Annotated in this window: 15 protein-coding genes; 9 read left to right on the top strand and 6 right to left on the bottom strand. The window is 63.1% G+C overall.

Features of this window, described 5'->3' with window-relative positions; genetic code table 11:
- Positions 1 to 2: 2 nt before the first annotated feature.
- A complete protein-coding gene (locus tag AABE10_RS24725; protein ID WP_342935848.1) occupies positions 3 to 599 on the bottom strand; it encodes a phosphatidylglycerophosphatase A in 597 nt (198 codons plus the stop codon).
- Positions 589 to 1584 (bottom strand): thiamine-phosphate kinase, encoded by a 996-nt coding sequence (gene thiL / locus AABE10_RS24720; protein ID WP_342935847.1) that lies wholly within the window; start codon positions 1582 to 1584, stop codon positions 589 to 591. The genes AABE10_RS24725 and thiL overlap by 11 nt, the downstream gene beginning before the upstream one ends.
- A gap of 274 nt (positions 1585 to 1858) precedes the next feature.
- On the opposite strand from thiL, the gene AABE10_RS24715 reads away from it, so the two are divergent.
- From AABE10_RS24715 to AABE10_RS24705, 3 genes are all read left to right on the top strand, one after another.
- Positions 1859 to 4153 carry an NADP-dependent malic enzyme gene (locus AABE10_RS24715; RefSeq protein ID WP_342935846.1) on the top strand — a complete coding sequence of 765 codons (2295 nt, stop codon included), beginning with the start codon at positions 1859 to 1861 and terminating at the stop codon, positions 4151 to 4153.
- 382 nt (positions 4154 to 4535) lie between these two features.
- Complete coding sequence (locus tag AABE10_RS24710) at positions 4536 to 4940, top strand: ribonuclease (protein ID WP_152755283.1); 405 nt, start codon at positions 4536 to 4538, stop codon at positions 4938 to 4940.
- Between the two features lie 16 nt (positions 4941 to 4956).
- Positions 4957 to 5517, top strand: a complete 561-nt coding sequence (locus tag AABE10_RS24705) for a barstar family protein (protein ID WP_342935845.1) — start codon at positions 4957 to 4959, stop codon at positions 5515 to 5517.
- Between the two features lie 159 nt (positions 5518 to 5676).
- On the opposite strand, the gene AABE10_RS24700 is transcribed toward AABE10_RS24705, so the two are convergent.
- Positions 5677 to 6417, bottom strand: coding sequence for a 16S rRNA (uracil(1498)-N(3))-methyltransferase (locus AABE10_RS24700; protein ID WP_342935844.1), 741 nt, complete (start codon positions 6415 to 6417; stop codon positions 5677 to 5679).
- 19 nt (positions 6418 to 6436) lie between these two features.
- The gene (locus tag AABE10_RS24695) at positions 6437 to 6850 is read right to left on the bottom strand and encodes a VOC family protein (protein WP_342935843.1); all 414 of its coding nucleotides are present in this window, start codon (positions 6848 to 6850) and stop codon (positions 6437 to 6439) included.
- A 669-nt stretch (positions 6851 to 7519) separates the two neighbouring features.
- Between AABE10_RS24695 and tkt the strand changes: the two genes are divergently transcribed.
- Complete coding sequence (gene tkt, locus AABE10_RS24690) at positions 7520 to 9538, top strand: transketolase (RefSeq protein WP_342935842.1); 2019 nt, start codon at positions 7520 to 7522, stop codon at positions 9536 to 9538.
- A 105-nt stretch (positions 9539 to 9643) separates the two neighbouring features.
- Positions 9644 to 10654, top strand: coding sequence for a type I glyceraldehyde-3-phosphate dehydrogenase (gene gap, locus AABE10_RS24685; RefSeq protein ID WP_342935841.1), 1011 nt, complete (start codon positions 9644 to 9646; stop codon positions 10652 to 10654).
- Between the two features lie 78 nt (positions 10655 to 10732).
- Here gap and AABE10_RS24680 read toward each other — a convergent pair whose 3' ends face one another.
- Positions 10733 to 11425, bottom strand: a complete 693-nt coding sequence (locus AABE10_RS24680) for a FadR/GntR family transcriptional regulator (RefSeq protein ID WP_342935840.1) — start codon at positions 11423 to 11425, stop codon at positions 10733 to 10735.
- 252 nt (positions 11426 to 11677) lie between these two features.
- Between AABE10_RS24680 and AABE10_RS24675 the strand changes: the two genes are divergently transcribed.
- The 3 genes from AABE10_RS24675 to AABE10_RS24665 all read left to right on the top strand — a co-directional run bounded on the left by AABE10_RS24675 (position 11678) and on the right by AABE10_RS24665 (position 14671).
- Complete coding sequence (locus tag AABE10_RS24675) at positions 11678 to 13006, top strand: C4-dicarboxylate transporter DctA (protein ID WP_342935839.1); 1329 nt, start codon at positions 11678 to 11680, stop codon at positions 13004 to 13006.
- A 102-nt stretch (positions 13007 to 13108) separates the two neighbouring features.
- Positions 13109 to 14119: an allantoicase gene (gene alc, locus AABE10_RS24670; protein ID WP_342935838.1), complete on the top strand. Its 1011-nt coding sequence runs from the start codon at positions 13109 to 13111 to the stop codon at positions 14117 to 14119.
- Between the two features lie 39 nt (positions 14120 to 14158).
- Entirely contained in the window at positions 14159 to 14671 is a 513-nt protein-coding gene (locus AABE10_RS24665) for an ureidoglycolate lyase (RefSeq protein ID WP_342935837.1), read from the top strand.
- A 133-nt stretch (positions 14672 to 14804) separates the two neighbouring features.
- Here AABE10_RS24665 and fur read toward each other — a convergent pair whose 3' ends face one another.
- Positions 14805 to 15233 (bottom strand): ferric iron uptake transcriptional regulator, encoded by a 429-nt coding sequence (gene fur / locus AABE10_RS24660; RefSeq protein WP_342935836.1) that lies wholly within the window; start codon positions 15231 to 15233, stop codon positions 14805 to 14807.
- A 151-nt stretch (positions 15234 to 15384) separates the two neighbouring features.
- Between fur and AABE10_RS24655 the strand changes: the two genes are divergently transcribed.
- Positions 15385 to 16248: an outer membrane protein assembly factor BamE gene (locus tag AABE10_RS24655; protein ID WP_342935835.1), complete on the top strand. Its 864-nt coding sequence runs from the start codon at positions 15385 to 15387 to the stop codon at positions 16246 to 16248.
- The last annotated feature ends 50 nt before the right edge of the window (positions 16249 to 16298 follow it).

Raw genomic sequence — 16298 nt, 5'->3', positions numbered from 1 at the left:
AATCAGACCGACATCCGCCAGAGCGCAATCACCAGCAACGTGAAAAACGCCGCGACGAGATCGTCGAACATGATGCCAAAGCCGCCTTTCAGTCTGCGGTCGAAATACCGGATAGGCGGCGGCTTCACCATGTCGAAGAAGCGGAAGACGATGAACGCCCACAACTGGCCGGTGAACGTGGCGGGCGTGACCATCAGCAGCACGAGCCAGAACGCGACGATTTCATCCCACACGACGGCCGACGGATCGTCGATGCCGAGCCGGTTGGCCGTGAAGCCGCAGATGCCGATGCCGGCGACGAAGCCGCCGACGATCAGAATGGCCCATTCGATGACCGTCAGCTGCGCGCTGAACGCCGCGAACGACGCCCATGCGAACAGCGTCCCGACAGTGCCCGGCGCGATGGGCGACAGGCCACTGCCGAAACCCAGTGACAAGATATGCAGCGGATGTGACAGCATGAAGCGCGCATTCGCGCGCCGCGGCCTGGGCGCGCGCGGCTCGCCCTGACGGGAGCCATTCGGTGATCCGCCGGGTCGTCCGTTCGTCGGCGCCTCGGAAAAATGGCCGGCGGAGCCAAGCGAGGTTTCATTCTGCATGGAAATGGTCGAAGCCTTGCAACGTCAAAGTGAGGGGGGCCCCCGACGCGTCGTGCCAGGAGATTGCGGGCACCGCGTCGGCTGTATCGAGTGGAGTTATTGTACCGACGCGCGTCACGGTCACACCCGCCTGTTGACCTGCCGCAACGACTGCGTCACGCGTGGACGCCGGCGCAGTGAAGCACAGTTCGTAGTCGTCGCCGCCTGCGATCGTGCAGCGGCGCTGGATGTCGGCGGGAAGGCGGCGCAGCGCATCCGAGCGCGGCAGCGCGTCGGCGTCGACAGTCGCGTTCAGGTGCGAGCGCTCCAGAATGTGCATCAGGTCGCCGGCAAGACCATCCGATATGTCGAGCGCCGCGCGCGCCACGCCGCGCAGCGCGAGACCGAGCGCGATGCGCGGCTCGGGCAGTTCCATCGCGCGGCGGAATGTGGCCGCGTCGCTCGCATCGGCGGACCACTCGCCGCGCTGCGCGCCAAGACTCGCGCGCGCGTCGCCCAATGTGCCCGACACCCAGATGTCGTCGCCGGGCTGCGCGGCATCGCGACGCAGCGCGCTGTGCGGCGGCACCGAGCCGAACACGGTGATGCACAGGTTCAGCGGCCCGCCCGTCGTATCGCCGCCGATCAATTCGCAACCGTAACGCTCGGCCAGATCGAACAGCCCATCGCTGAACGCGGACAGCCAGTCGGCGTCGGCTTTCGGCAGCGAAAACGCCAGCGTGAACGCCTGAGGTTGCGCGCCCATCGCGGCGAGGTCCGACAGATTCACCGCGAGCACCTTGTGGCCGAGCGCTCGCGGATCGACATCGGAAAAGAAATGGCGGCCTTCGACCAGCATGTCGGTCGAAACGGCGAGCATCTCGCCGGCGGGCGGGGCGAGCAGCGCGCAATCGTCACCGATTCCAAGCGCGGCGCGCTGCGGATAAGTCGAAGCTGACGCGCGGCGCGCGAAGAAGCGGTCGATGAGCGAAAACTCTGAAAGCATAAAGGGCGTGGCAGTGCAAAAGGGCAGCCGAAGCGGTGGCAGAAGCGGCGGCCGAAGCGAGTGAATCGACAGGCTCAAGAAACGCGAACAGGAAGCGAACCCGACGCTAAACGCGCGCATTGTAGTCGTCGCGAGAGCCGGGACGAAACCGAACGCTTGCCTTTCACGCTGTTTCGGTCGCGGCACTTGCACCCGGATTGCAGGCTTCGATTTGTGGGATTGGCGCTACAATGCCGTCGAACATCTATTCTAATCCGCACTTTCACGTCCGCTTATGTCGACTCCCGTCAATACCAAACTCCGTGAAGCCGCTCTCGATTATCACGAATTCCCGACCCCCGGGAAAATCGCGATCGCCCCGACGAAACAGATGATCAACCAGCGCGATCTCGCGCTGGCGTACTCGCCGGGCGTTGCGTTCGCGTGCGAAGCGATCGTCGAGAATCCGCTCAATGCCGCGCGCTTCACGGCGCGCAGCAACCTGGTCGGCGTCGTGTCGAACGGCTCGGCAGTGCTCGGCCTCGGCAACATCGGGCCGCTCGCGTCGAAGCCCGTGATGGAAGGCAAGGCGGTTCTCTTCAAGAAGTTCGCCGGGATCGACGTGTTCGACATCGAATTGAACGAGTCGGACCCGCACAAGCTGGTCGAGGTGATCGCCGCGCTGGAGCCGACTTTCGGCGGCATCAACCTGGAAGACATCAAGGCGCCCGACTGCTTCATCGTCGAGCGCGAGTGCCGCAAGCGCATGAAGATTCCCGTCTTCCACGACGACCAGCACGGCACGGCGATCGTCGTCGCGGCAGCGTTCACGAACGGGCTGAAGGTGATCGGCAAGGATATCCGCGAAGTGAAACTGGTCGCGTCGGGTGCGGGCGCGGCGGCCCTCGCGTGTCTTAACCTGCTCGTCGATCTCGGCCTGCCGCTCGAAAACATCTTCGTGACCGACCTGGCGGGCGTCGTCTACAAGGGCCGCGTGGAACTGATGGACCCGGACAAGGAGCGCTTTGCGCGTGAAACCGACGCGCGCACGCTGTCCGACGTGATTGCCGGCGCTGACGTGTTCCTTGGGCTGTCGGCGGGCGGCGTGCTGAAGCAGGAAATGGTCAAGCAGATGGCGGACAAGCCGCTCATCCTCGCGCTCGCCAATCCGACGCCGGAAATCCTCCCGGAACTGGCGCTGGAAGTGCGCCCCGATGCCGTGATCGCGACGGGCCGCACCGACTATCCGAATCAGGTCAACAACGTCCTGTGCTTCCCGTTTATTTTCCGCGGCGCGCTCGACGTAGGCGCGACGGTCATTACGAAGGAAATGGAAATCGCCGCGGTCAACGCGATCGCGGAACTGGCGCGCCAGGAGCAGTCTGACATCGTCGCGACCGCGTACGGCATTCAGGACCTGTCGTTCGGTCCGGAATATCTGATTCCGAAGCCTTTCGATCCGCGCCTGATCGTCAAGATCGCGCCCGCCGTCGCACAGGCTGCGATGGATTCGGGCGTCGCCACGCGTCCGATCGAGGACATGGACGCGTACACGCAGCATCTGCAGCAGTTCGTCTACCACAGCGGCACGACGATGAAGCCGATTTTCCAGCTCGCGCGCGGCGTCGAGCCGGAGAAGAAACGCATCGTGTTCGCGGAAGGTGAAGAAGAGCGCGTGCTGCGCGCGGTGCAGATCGTCGTCGACGAAAAGCTCGCGAAGCCGATCCTGATCGGCCGTCCCGCCGTCATCGAGCAGCGCATCGCGAAGTACGGCCTGCGCCTCGTCAACGGCCAGGACTACATGGTGGTCAATACCGATCACGACGAGCGTTATCGCGACTTCTGGCAGACGTATCACAAGATGATGTGCCGCAAGGGCTTCACCGAGCAGATGGCGAAGCTCGAAATGCGCCGCCGCACGACGCTGATCGGCTCGATGCTGGTGAAGAAGGGGCATGCGGACGGCATGATCTGCGGCACGGTCAGCACGACGCACCGCCATCTGCACTTCATCGACCAGGTGATCGGCAAGAAGGATGGCGCTAAGGTTTACGCGGCGATGAACGCGCTGGTGCTGCCGGGGCGGCAGATCTTCCTCGTCGATACGCACGTGAACGTCGATCCGACGGCGGAAGAACTGGCCGAAATCACGATCATGGCGGCGGAAGAAGTGCGCCGCTTCGGCATCGAGCCGAAGATCGCACTGGTCTCGCATTCCAATTTCGGCTCGAGCAATGCGCCTTCTGCGCAGAAAATGCGCAATGTGCTGGCTATCTTGCAGGAACGCGCGCCGCATCTGCAAGTGGACGGCGAAATGCACGGCGACCTCGCGCTCGACGCGAACCTGCGCCGCGAAGTGCTGGCGGAGTCGACGCTGGAAGGCGACGCGAACCTGCTCGTTATGCCGAACATCGACGCCGCGAACATCTCGTATAACCTGCTGAAGACGGCGGCCGGCAATAACATCGCAATCGGCCCGATGCTGCTGGGCGCGGCGCAACCGGTGCACGTGCTGACGCCTTCGGCAACGGTGCGCAGGATCGTCAACATGACGGCGCTGCTGGTCGCCGACGTGAACGCGTCGCGTTAAATCTGTGGTTCTGTCGCGCGCGCTGGCGTTTTATTAGCCCGCGCAGGCAAAAAAAGAGGCGTGCCCGCAATGGGCACGCCTTCGAGCAGTGGCTGGGGATTAGCCATCCCGCAAAAGGTCGACGCATGACATGAATCCGTTGTGCAGACTGTCGGGACGACGAGGCATGAGAGTCGTCCAACATCGAACCTCAGAGATAAGCTTATCTCGTTCGAGATAAATCGTGCGTCAAGATTTGTCAAATCTGGCGTCGGCGGTCGGCCCGATCCGCCCGGACGACCTTTCGTCCGACCAATGAACATTGATTCCAAAAGACATTAGCGATACCCTTACGACTTTCATGGTCGTCAAACTCGTTATTCAACAGCGGGAATCCTGATTCATGGCACGCAAGTGGCTTCGCGACGGCGTGCTGATCGCCGCCTTGACGGTTGGCGGTCTTGTCGGCAGCAGCTACCAGACGGGCGCCTTCGCCCGCGAAGCGCAACAGGCACAGGCAGGCGGCACGATCGCGTTGGCGCAATTGCCGCCGGAAGCTGTCAGGACATTGAACTCGATTGCCGCTGGCGGGCCTTACCCGTATGAAAAGGACGGCGTCGTATTCGGCAATCGTGAACGGTTGCTGCCGCCGCACCGTCGCGGGTATTACCACGAATACACCGTCCCCACGCCACACGCCCGCGATCGCGGCGCACGCCGCATTGTCTGTGGAGGACCGCTCAGGCGGACCGACAATTGTTATTACTCAGACGACCACTACGCCAGTTTTAATCGCATTATTGATTGACATCGGGATAATCGGCATGAGCGACAACGTCTACGCGCACGACTCGAAAGTCGCGACGGATTTTTTCGCGGCCGGCGACGGCAATATGTTTCAGCGCGTCATGCAGATGCGCGATGCCGGCCAGGCCCGTGACGTCCAGAACGAAGCGAGCACGGGACCTTCATCGGAAGAGGGACGCATGAGTCTTTTCCAGACCGTACGACCGAACATCGTACAGTCGATCCGCGCATTCCGCGTGCAGGATCTCGCTGACGAAGCGAATCGGCTCGGTCAGCATTTTCTCTACGCTTTTGTCGGCAATGCGCAGTCCAAACAGGAAGTGATGGAGACGATTGCCACGTCGTTCCTGTTTCCCAAGCACTTCGGCAAGAACTACGACGCGCTGTACGACTCGCTGACCGATCTCGTCCACAAGGCCGGCGCCCAGCCGGGCTTCGTCATCGTGCTCGAAGCGCTGCCGATCGCGACCAAATTCGACAAGGAAGCGCGTGAGACGCTGCTCGATGTGTTCCGCGAAGCGGCGGAGTTCTGGGCCGAGCGCAAGGTCGCGTTCCGCGTGTTCTACTCGTTTGCCTGAAATGTCCGAGGTCAGGAGTGCGTCGCCAAGAATCGTTCGACACCGGTCGATCGGTTCTCAAGATAGGATCAACAAAAAGGCCCGCCATCCGGCGGGCCTTTTCATTTCAACGAGCATTTCATATTTTTTCTTGTCTGAAACGCCCTTCGCCGTCAGCGCCTACCAGCCGCCCCAGCGCGCCGCGAGCGCTGACAGCATCGCGATCCCGGCTGTTTCGGTGCGCAGCACGCGCGGCCCGAGGCCGACGGCCATAAACCCGTGACCGGCGGCGGCGGCCTCTTCGGCGGCCGAGAAGCCGCCCTCAGGGCCGACCAGCACCAGCGCGCGGACTTTCGGCGGCTCGGTCGGCAGCGCGGAGAACGGCACGCTCGCCCGAGGCGACAGCAAGAGCCGCAACTCGCCCTCGACCGGCTGCTTCGGCATCGAGCCCAGCCACGTCGCGAGTTCGCGCGTCGGCATCACTTCCGGCAGACGATTGCGTCCGCATTGCTCGCATGACGCCTGGACGATCCGCTGCCAGTGAATCTGGCGGCGCTGCGCACGCTCGCCGGAAAGACGGACGACGCTGCGCGTCGTCGTGAGCGGCACGAATTCGGACGCGCCCAGTTCCGTCGCCTTTTCGATCAGCCAGTCCATTTTGTCGCTGCCGGCGATGCCTTGCGCAAGCGTGAGCTGATAAGGCGGCTCGGCCTCGACGTCGCGATGCGCGCCGATCCGGGCGATGGTCCCGTGCCGATCCATATCGACGATTTCGGCGCTGTACTCACCGCCATTTCCATTGAACAGGCTGACAGTGTCACCGGGTTGCAAACGCAGGACGCGGACGTGCCGGTTGACTTCGTCCGGCAGGGAAACGGTGTCGTCGGTCTTAAACGGGGTGCCGACGAAAAAGCGAGGCATAAGGAAAGTTCTCATTCACTCAAGACAGATGGCAGGCCAACGCCCAGCGATAGCCGTCGAGATCTTCGATCTGGGCAAAACGATCGCCCCAGAACTGATCTTGTGGCTCGCTCAGCGACTTGGCGCCGGCCGCGATGGCCCGCGCATAAACCGCGTCGACATCGTCGACATAGAGATAGAACGATTGGGGCGCCATCGCACCCGAGCTTTTCGGCGTTTTGGCCGTCGAGCCGAATGCGCCTTCCGGCGCGAACATGACAATCAACTGGTCCTGATACGTCATCTCGACATGCATCACGACGCCCTCGTCGTGCACGCTGTCGCGGACGCGGAAACCGAAGGCCGCCGCGAAGAACGCGATCGCGGTGCGCGCATCGCGGACCGTCAGATACGGTGTCAGCCACGGCACTCCGGCTGGGCGTGGGGCAGTCATCGAACTCTCCTGAACCAATGGGTCGCTTACGCCATCGCCGCCGCGACCAGCCGTTTGCCTTGCGGCAGACGGCTGGTGCCAAAAAGGCGATGCATTTAGCAGCGGTCAAAAAGCCAACGCTTTAAGAATCGGCTTAGTTTACTGCCTGACGCGCGATGAACGGCGAACAATGGATCGCGCGACGATATTTCCGGGCGTCGCGTATCGACGGATTTGCACGGCACGACGAGTCGAAAATCCGACTGCTCGCGTTCAAGTTGCGGCTTCATCGCTGATTGCGCGCGAATCCGTTGAATCGCGCGCGGCATCTGCACGGAAAGATTCAGGCGACGTCCCAAAAGTTCTTGATGTTTTGCGCGTCATCAAACGCGAGACCGAGGGATCAGCGGAAACTGCGGGCCTTGCAGACGACCCCGCCTGACTGGCATCGGACGGCGCGAAAGCCGCCTTAAATGACGCGAACATGCGCGCCGGATCGCCCCGAAACGCCCGCCGATGGCGGAAGTCGCGTCCGGCTATCTGTTAGAATATCTCGCTTTGCAGCCCTGTCCGTTTGCTCAGCCCGCCTCGCGTCTTCCGGCGCCGCACCGTGCGCCAAAGCAGATCGGCCGCCGCGCTTCCGGACCACCAACGGCGCCCCCGCTTTTTGGACCAATTCCCGGACCCGACATGACGACCTCGTCTCCCGCCCCCACTTCCCTGATGGCCAACGCGATTCGCGCGCTCGCCATGGATGCCGTTCAACAAGCGAATTCCGGACACCCCGGCATGCCGATGGGCATGGCCGAAATCGGGGTTGCACTGTGGTCGCGCCATCTGCGCCACAACCCGAAGAACCCGCATTGGGCGGATCGCGACCGCTTCGTGCTGTCGAACGGCCACGGCTCGATGCTGCTGTACTCGCTGCTCCATCTGACGGGCTACGACCTGCCGATGGAAGAGCTGAAGAACTTCCGTCAGCTGCACTCGAAGACGCCGGGCCACCCCGAATACGGCATCACGCCGGGCGTCGAGACGACGACGGGCCCGTTGGGTCAAGGCCTTGCGAACGCGGTCGGCATGGCGCTCGCCGAATCGCTGCTCGCGAACGAATTCAACAAGTCTGACGCGAAGATCGTCGATCACCACACGTACGTGTTCCTCGGCGACGGCTGCCTGATGGAAGGCATTTCGCACGAAGCGTGCTCGCTCGCCGGCGTGCTGAAGCTGAACAAGCTGATCGCGTTCTATGACGACAACGGCATTTCGATCGACGGCGACGTCGTTCACTGGTTTCGCGACGACACGCCGAAGCGCTTCGAAGCGTATGGCTGGAACGTGATTCCGGGCGTGATCGGCCACGACGTCGAAGCCGTCGATGCGGCCATCAGGAAAGCCAAGCAGTCCGACAAGCCGACGCTGATCTGCTGCAAGACCGTGATCGGCGAAGGCTCGCCGAACAAGGCAGGCACGCACGACGTGCACGGCGCGGCCCTTGGCGACAAGGAAGTCGCGGCCACGCGCGAGAAGCTCGGCTGGAACTACCCGCCGTTCGTGATTCCGCAGGAAGTCTACGCAGCGTGGGACGCGAAGGAGCAGGGCGCGAAGATCGAAGGCGACTGGAACACCGCGTTCGCCGCCTATCGCGCCAAGTATCCGCAAGAAGCCGCCGAATTCGAGCGCCGCATGGCGAACAAGCTGCCCGCCGACTGGGCGGAAAAGGCACAGGCGATCATCGCCGGCGCGAACGAGCGCGCTGAAACCGTCGCGACCCGCAAGGCGTCGCAGCAGGCCATCGAAGGCCTGGCGGCCGTGCTGCCCGAACTGTGCGGCGGCTCCGCTGACCTGACGGGCTCGAACCTCACGAACTGGAAGGCCGCGAAGTACGTGCGCGTCGGCGAAACGGGCGCGGCGGGCAGCTACGTGAACTACGGCGTGCGCGAATTCGGCATGAGCGCGATCATCAACGGCCTCGCGCTGCACGGTGGCCACAAGGCATTCGGCGGTACGTTCCTGACGTTCTCCGATTACAGCCGCAACGCGTTGCGCGTCGCTGCGCTGATGAAATCGCCGTCCATCTTCGTATTCACGCACGACTCGATCGGCCTCGGCGAAGACGGCCCGACCCACCAGTCGATCGAACATGTCGCGAGCCTGCGTCTGATTCCGCACATGCAGGTTTGGCGTCCGGCGGATACCGTCGAGACGGCCGTCGCCTGGACGCAAGCCGTCGAGCACCAGGGCCCGTCGTGCCTGATCTTCAGTCGCCAGAACCTTGCGTTCAATCCGCGCACCGATGCGCAGATCGCCAACATTGCGAAGGGCGGCTACGTGCTGCAAGACTGGAACGACGAAATCGTCGCGCGCAAGATCATCCTGATCGCGACGGGCTCCGAAGTCGAACTGGCAATGAAGTCGGTCGAGGCGCTCGCGCGTGAAGGCATCGCGGCACGCGTCGTGTCGATGCCCTCCACGACGACCTTCGACAAGCAGGACGCCGAGTACCGCGAGCGCGTGCTGCCGCACGGCGTGCGCCGCGTCGCGATCGAAGCGGGCGTGACGGATTTCTGGCGCAAGTATGTGGGTCTGGAAGGCGGCGTCGTCGGTATCGACGTGTTCGGCGAGTCGGCCCCGGCAGGCGTGCTGTTCAAGCATTTCGGCTTTACCGTCGAGCATGTGGTCGCGACGGCCAAGGCGGCGCTCGGCTGACGCGAGCTTCACGCCGCGCGCTGTCGCAACGACGGGCGCGCGGCGGGCTTCGCGTCGCAGCCGCGGCATCAGGGAAGAATTTTTTCAGCCATCAGGAGATAGAACATGACGATTCGTGTCGCAATCAACGGCTATGGCCGGATCGGCCGCAATACGCTGCGCGCCTTTTATGAGAACGGCAAGAAGCATGATCTCGAGATCGTCGCGATCAATGACCTTGGCGATGCCAAGACCAACGCGCATCTGACGCAGTACGACACGGCGCACGGCAAGTTCCCGGGCGAAGTGACCGTCGACGGCGAGAACCTCATCGTCAACGGCGACAAGATCCGCGTGCTGGCCAACCGCAACCCGGCTGAACTGCCGTGGGGCGAGCTGGGCGTCGATGTCGTGATGGAATGCACGGGCTTTTTCACGACGAAGGAAAAGGCGAGCGCTCACCTGAAGGGCGGCGCGAAGAAGGTGATCATCTCGGCGCCGGGCGGCAAGGACGTCGACGCGACGATCGTCTACGGCGTGAACCACAATACGCTGAAGGCCGAGCACACGGTCATCTCGAACGCATCGTGCACGACGAACTGCCTCGCGCCGCTGGTCAAGCCGCTCAATGACAAGATCGGTCTGGAAACGGGTCTGATGACCACGATCCACGCGTACACGAACGACCAGGTTCTGACGGATGTGTACCACGAAGACCTGCGCCGCGCGCGCTCGGCCACGCACAGCCAGATCCCGACGAAAACGGGCGCTGCATCGGCTGTCGGCCTCGTGCTGCCGGAGCTGAACGGCAAGCTGGACGGCTACGCGATTCGCGTCCCGACCATCAACGTGTCGATCGTCGACCTGTCGTTCATCGCCCGGCGCGACACGACCGTCGATGAAGTCAACGCGATCATGAAGGAAGCGTCGGAAGGCGCGCTGAAGGGCATCCTCGGCTACAACTCGGCGCCGCTGGTCTCGATCGACTTCAACCACAACCCGGCTTCGTCGACGTTCGACGCGACGCTGACCAAGGTGTCGGGCCGTCTGGTGAAGGTGTCGAGCTGGTACGACAACGAGTGGGGCTTCTCGAACCGCATGCTGGACACGGCGATTGCTCTCGCGAACGCGAAGTAAGCAGACCTCTCTGCCTTCATGACGCGAAAAAGCCGCTCTTCGGAGCGGCTTTTTTACGCCCGTTTCTTCCGCGGGCGTTCACGCATGCGGCGTCGGGAAATACACGCCCGCGCGCTGCGCCGCGTTCGCGATGTGCTTCTCGATGGCCTTGCCGGCCGCGTGCGGATCGCGTGCCTTCAACGCATCGAGAATCGCGCGATGCTCGTGATACGTCGACAGCACCAGCTCGCGCCGATAGAACGGCATGCGCTGGCTCTCTTTCATGATGTCGGCGCTGCTGCGCAGAATCGATTCGATGGCCGCATTGCCCGCGATATTCACGATCCGCATGTGAAAGTCGAAGTCGAGTTGCGCGGCCTCGTCCAGTTCGCCATTAGTGAGCGCGTTGTGTAGCGCGGCGATGTTGTCCTCGAACCATTCGACGTCGTCGTCGCCGATCGCAAGCGCCGCCATGCGTGCGACAAAGCCTTCCAGCGCGAAACGCATCTGATAGGTGTCCGGCAACGACGACTGATCCGCGAAACGCCACGGATGCGCGGACGATGCCTTCGTCGACTGCACATACACGCCTTTGCCGGGGCGGATCGTCAGCAGGCCGAGCGCTTCGAGCGTCGACAGCGCCTCGCGCAGCGAAGCCCGGCTGATGTCCAGTTCCTCCGACAATTGCCGCTGCGCCGGCAACAGGCTCCCAACGGGATAAGCGCCGCCTTCGATCCTCTCGCGGATCGTCGCGATGGCGGCGTCGGTGACGGTGTGCGGGACATTCTTCATGATGGCGTCGGCGGTTCGGTGCGGTCTGACCGCATTGTAGAACGGCTTCGGAAAATCGTCGCAAGCCGCTGCACCGACGCAAGTTCCGGGCGAGACTGCCGGTCAGACCAGACCGGGTAAACACCGGTCTCGGAATCCTTGACCCAACTATATCGGCTTCCTACTATTCGCCATAACAGTACTGGTCGGACCAGTATGAACAGGTCACGGAAGATCGTACTGTGGATCCAACTCGTTGATCGGGAGAAAGCCGTGTTGAAGTTCTTCAATTCGCTGTTTGGCCGGGTGGTGATCGCTCTTGTGGCGGGCATCGTGATCGGCGCGCTGTTTCCGCATTTCGCGCAGTCGCTGCGTCCATTGGGCGACGGCTTTCTCAAGCTGATCAAGATGGTGATCGGACCGATCGTGTTCTGTGTGGTCGTCAGCGGGATGTCGCACGCCGGCGATTTGAAGAAAGTGGGGCGCGTTGGCCTGAAGGCCGTCGTCTATTTTGAAATCATGACGACGATTGCGCTCGTGATCGGCGCGGTGCTCGCGTATGTGACGCGGCCGGGCGTCGGCATGAACATCGATCTGCACTCGCTCGACGCCGCGTCGCTCGCCACCTACACCGAGCACGCGAAGAGTCTGAAGGACACGGCAGCGTTTCTGCTGAAAATCATCCCCGACACTGCATTCGACGCGTTCGCGAAAGGCGACATCCTGCAAATCCTCGTGTTCTCCGTGCTGGTCGGCTCTGCGCTGTCGCTGCTCGGACCGCGCGTGCAGCGCGTCAACGGCCTGATCGATGAGCTCGCGCAAGTGTTCTTCCGTGTGATGAGCTTCATCATCAAGCTGGCGCCGCTCGGCGTGCTGGGCGCGATTGCGTTCACGACGGGCACATATGGCGTCGCGTCGTTGAAGCAGCTCGGCATGCTCGTCGTCGTGTTCTACGCGAGCTGCATCGTGTTCGTCGCGGTTGTGCTCGGCGTCGTGATGCGCCTCGCCGGCTTCAGCGTGTTCAAGCTGATCCGCTATCTGCGCGAAGAGCTGTCGATCGTGCTCGGCACCGCTTCGTCGGACGCCGTGTTGCCGCAGATCATGCGCAAGCTCGAATGGATGGGCGTGAAGGATTCGACCGTCGGCCTCGTGATTCCGACCGGCTACTCGTTCAATCTCGACGGCTTCTCGATCTATCTGACGCTCGCCGTGATCTTCATCGCGCAGGCCACCAACACGCCGCTGTCGATGCACGATCTGATCGTCGTCGTGCTGGTGTCGCTGATTACGTCGAAGGGCGCGCACGGCATTCCCGGCTCCGCGATCGTGATTCTCGCGGCGACGCTTTCAGCGATTCCCGCGATTCCCGTGCTCGGCCTCGTGCTGATCCTGCCCGTCGACTGGTTCGTCGGCATCGCCCGCGCGCTGACGAATCTGATCGGCAACTGCGTCGCGACGGTGATCGTCGGCGTATGGGAAAACGACATCGACAAGGCGCGCGCCCGCCGCGTGCTGAACCTCGACAGCGACTACCGTTTCGTGCCGACCACCACCGATCTCGGCGAAGAAGCGGGCCACGCAAATCCCGCGCACGCCGTATGACAACGCTTTCCGCCATCTGACCGACCACCCATGGCAGCGGCGGCGGGCTTCAGGAGTCCGCCGCCAGCTCACTCACTCGACTGAATACTGAACGAACCGATCATGGCCAATCCGATTCTCGATCCGAACGCACCCGCCTTCACGCGCCGCTACATGAATCTTGCCGATCCGCGTCTGGGCGCCAAGGCGCTCTTCGCCAGCGACGAATTCTTCGCGCCGAAAGAGCGCATGCTCGACCCACAGCCGGCGGTGTTCATCCCCGGCAAATACGACGACCACGGCAAATGGATGGACGGCTGGGAGACGCGCCGCAAGCGCACGACGGGCCACGACTACTGCGTCGTGCGGCTGGCGCGGCCGGGTATCGTGCACGGCGTCGATCTCGACACGAGCCACTTCACGGGCAATTTCCCGCCGGCCGCGTCGATCGACGCCTGCTACTCCGACAGCGACGTCCCCGCCGATCACGCCGACTGGCAAACCATCGTTCCCGCGACGACGCTGCAGGGCAATCAGCATCACTACGTCGAAGTCAGCGATGCGCGCGCGTTCACGCACCTGCGTGTGAACCTGTATCCGGACGGCGGACTTGCGCGTCTGCGCGTCTATGGGCAGCCGAAGCGCGACTGGGAGCGGATGGAGCGCGGCACGCTCATCGACCTGGCCGCGATCGAGAACGGCGCGTACCTGGTCGCGGCGAACAACCAGCACTTCGGGCCGGCATCGCAGATGCTGATGCCGGGGCGCGGCGTGAATATGGGCGACGGCTGGGAAACGCGGCGACGCCGCGAGCCGGGCAACGACTGGGCGATCGTTGCGCTTGCGCGTCCCGGCGTGATCCGCAAAGTCGAAGTGGATACCGCGCACTTCAAGGGGAATTTCCCGGACCGCTGCTCGCTGCAGGCGGCGTCCGTCACGGGCGGCACCGACGATTCGCTCGTCACGCAAGCGATGTTCTGGCCGGTCCTGCTGCCGGAACAGAAGCTGCAAATGGACAGCGTCCACACGTTCAGCGCTGAACTGGCCGCGCTCGGCCCTGTCACGCACGTGCGCTTCAACATCTATCCGGACGGCGGCGTATCGCGCCTGCGTCTGTGGGGCGAGATCGAATAAGGCACACTGGACAGGTCAGCGGGAACCACGGAGAAGGCCATGAACACACTGCGCATCGAGCGCCTGACGCGTGAAGCGTTTGCCCCTTTCGGCGACGTCATCGAACTGGAGGGCGCGCGGCATTATCCGATCAACGAAGGCACGACCGAGCGCTATCACGACCTCGCGAAAGTGGACGTGAGCACGCAGGGCGGCCGTCCGCTGATCAACGTGTTTCGCGCGCAGCCGCGCTCATGGCCGATCGATATCGTGATGATGGAGCGGCATCCTCTTGGCAGCCAGGCTTTCGTGCCGCTCTCGAAGACACGTTATCTGATCGTCGTCGCGCCGGCCGGTGAGCTCGACCCGACGAAGCTCAGAGCGTTCTCGACGCGCGGCTGGCAGGGCGTCAACTATGCGAAGGGCGTCTGGCATCATCCGCTGCTGGCGCTGGAGCGCATGAGCGATTTCCTGGTTGTCGACCGAGGCGGCGAAGGGCCCAACTGCGACGAAGTGTCGTTGCCGCAAGCATGGCGGCTCGAACGGGAGTCGCTCGAGGCCGTTGCCGTTTGAGGCGTTCGCTTGCGTCGCTCGCTTTCCGCCAGCAGTGGAAAGCAAAAGGCCCGGTCGATTTTCATCGGCCGGGCCTTTTGCGTATTGCCTGTCACGACGGCCCGACCGCGCCCCGAATCGCGGCCGGCGCCCGTCAGTGCTTGCGATGCGGACACTTGTCCTTCGTGCACGCGCCGTACAGCGCGAGCGCGTGTTCCTGCAGCTTGAAGCCGCGTTCCTTCGCGATCGCCTGCTGGCGGCTTTCGATTTCAGGGTCGAAAAACTCTTCGACCAGACCGCAATCGATACACACGAGATGGTCGTGATGCGTCCCTTCGTTCAGCTCAAAAACGGCTTTACCCGACTCGAAATTGCTGCGCGACAGCAGTCCCGCCTGCTCGAACTGCGTGAGCACGCGATACACCGTGGCGAGCCCGATATCCAGTTCTTCATGCAGCAGATTACGGTAGACATCTTCGGCGGTCAGATGGCGCACCGGGCTGTGCTGAAAGATCTCCAGAATCTTGAGGCGCGGTAGGGTCGCCTTGAGTCCGATATTTTTCAGATCGGTTGGATTGGTCATGGCAAGGGATCCCTAGAGTACAATGCAAGGTTCTAATAGTAATGTGAATTGCTGTTGAGGTCATCTTCGACGGAAACTCGCGCGGCTCGGGAAGCCTCGCACGGTGAGGGAAATGATTCCAAAAGCTCTATTGATCAACCGGGGGAGCCGCATGCGGGGCACCTTGATCGTCGCTGCGGCTGTGGCGGTTCTTGCTGGATGTTCCACGTACGACAGCCTGACGCAGCGCGTCGCCCAAAGCATCACGCCGTACCGCATTACTGTGGTTCAGGGCAACTTCGTGTCGAAGGAAATGGCCTCGCAGATGCAGGTCGGCATGTCGCGTGCACAGGTGAAACAGGTGCTCGGCACGCCGCTCCTGACCGACATGTTCCACGCCGATCGCTGGGACTACGTCTTCTACTTCAAGCGCGGTTCGACCTCGGTCGTCCAGCAGCGTGATTTCATCGTGAACTTCTCGGGCGATCGCGTGGCGAACTGGACGGGCGGCGAAGATCTGCCGTCGAACCTCGAACTGCTCGCCGATATCGACGGCGACCGCACGGGCAAGAAAGTGGCTGTAGCGCCTGCCGCCGCGAGCGCGGCGGGTGCGGCGAGCGCGCCCGTTGCGGAAGCGGGGTCCGCACCCGTCTCGACGCCCGATACGGCGCGCTCGTCCACGTCCGACGCCGCGCAAGCCGGCAATCTGCCCGCCGTCGATCCGAACGCGCAAGCCGCCCAGGCTGCGAACCGCCTGACCAACGCCGTGCAGGCGCCGGCGCCCGGCACGACGCCGTCGGTGCGCGCGGGTACGCCGCAGTCGAATGGCGGCGTACCGCAGAACTCGACGGAGCCTGGCCAGCCGCAGTTCCGCTTCACGCGTCCACCGCCTCCGCAGATCCAGGGCGTGCCGAAGGACAACCCCGTCGGTCCGACCGGTCCCCAAAGCAACAATGGCAACAATGGACAGGCGAAAGATGCGCCCGTCGCGTCGTCGCCGGGTTCGTCACAGACCAACACGGGAACGGGCGGCTGATTCCGCTGTCCGGAATATGACGGGCGGCGTCTTCGCCCGTCATGCGTCTC

This window comes from Paraburkholderia diazotrophica, from assembly GCF_038900755.1.
Classification (GTDB): domain Bacteria; phylum Pseudomonadota; class Gammaproteobacteria; order Burkholderiales; family Burkholderiaceae; genus Paraburkholderia; species Paraburkholderia diazotrophica_A.
This window is presented reverse-complemented; position numbering and strand designations above follow the sequence as displayed.

What these genes read in the sequence shown, in the direction of transcription:
- AABE10_RS24725 (WP_342935848.1), bottom strand. Translation starts at nt 599, where the DNA reads ATGCAGAATGAAACCTCGCTTGGCTCCGCCGGCCATTTTTCCGAGGCG.
- thiL (WP_342935847.1), bottom strand. Translation starts at nt 1,584, where the DNA reads ATGCTTTCAGAGTTTTCGCTCATCGACCGCTTCTTCGCGCGCCGCGCG.
- AABE10_RS24715 (WP_342935846.1), top strand. Translation starts at nt 1,859, where the DNA reads ATGTCGACTCCCGTCAATACCAAACTCCGTGAAGCCGCTCTCGATTAT.
- AABE10_RS24710 (WP_152755283.1), top strand. Translation starts at nt 4,536, where the DNA reads ATGGCACGCAAGTGGCTTCGCGACGGCGTGCTGATCGCCGCCTTGACG.
- AABE10_RS24705 (WP_342935845.1), top strand. Translation starts at nt 4,957, where the DNA reads ATGAGCGACAACGTCTACGCGCACGACTCGAAAGTCGCGACGGATTTT.
- AABE10_RS24700 (WP_342935844.1), bottom strand. Translation starts at nt 6,417, where the DNA reads ATGCCTCGCTTTTTCGTCGGCACCCCGTTTAAGACCGACGACACCGTT.
- AABE10_RS24695 (WP_342935843.1), bottom strand. Translation starts at nt 6,850, where the DNA reads ATGACTGCCCCACGCCCAGCCGGAGTGCCGTGGCTGACACCGTATCTG.
- tkt (WP_342935842.1), top strand. Translation starts at nt 7,520, where the DNA reads ATGACGACCTCGTCTCCCGCCCCCACTTCCCTGATGGCCAACGCGATT.
- gap (WP_342935841.1), top strand. Translation starts at nt 9,644, where the DNA reads ATGACGATTCGTGTCGCAATCAACGGCTATGGCCGGATCGGCCGCAAT.
- AABE10_RS24680 (WP_342935840.1), bottom strand. Translation starts at nt 11,425, where the DNA reads ATGAAGAATGTCCCGCACACCGTCACCGACGCCGCCATCGCGACGATC.
- alc (WP_342935838.1), top strand. Translation starts at nt 13,109, where the DNA reads ATGGCCAATCCGATTCTCGATCCGAACGCACCCGCCTTCACGCGCCGC.
- AABE10_RS24665 (WP_342935837.1), top strand. Translation starts at nt 14,159, where the DNA reads ATGAACACACTGCGCATCGAGCGCCTGACGCGTGAAGCGTTTGCCCCT.
- fur (WP_342935836.1), bottom strand. Translation starts at nt 15,233, where the DNA reads ATGACCAATCCAACCGATCTGAAAAATATCGGACTCAAGGCGACCCTA.
- AABE10_RS24655 (WP_342935835.1), top strand. Translation starts at nt 15,385, where the DNA reads ATGCGGGGCACCTTGATCGTCGCTGCGGCTGTGGCGGTTCTTGCTGGA.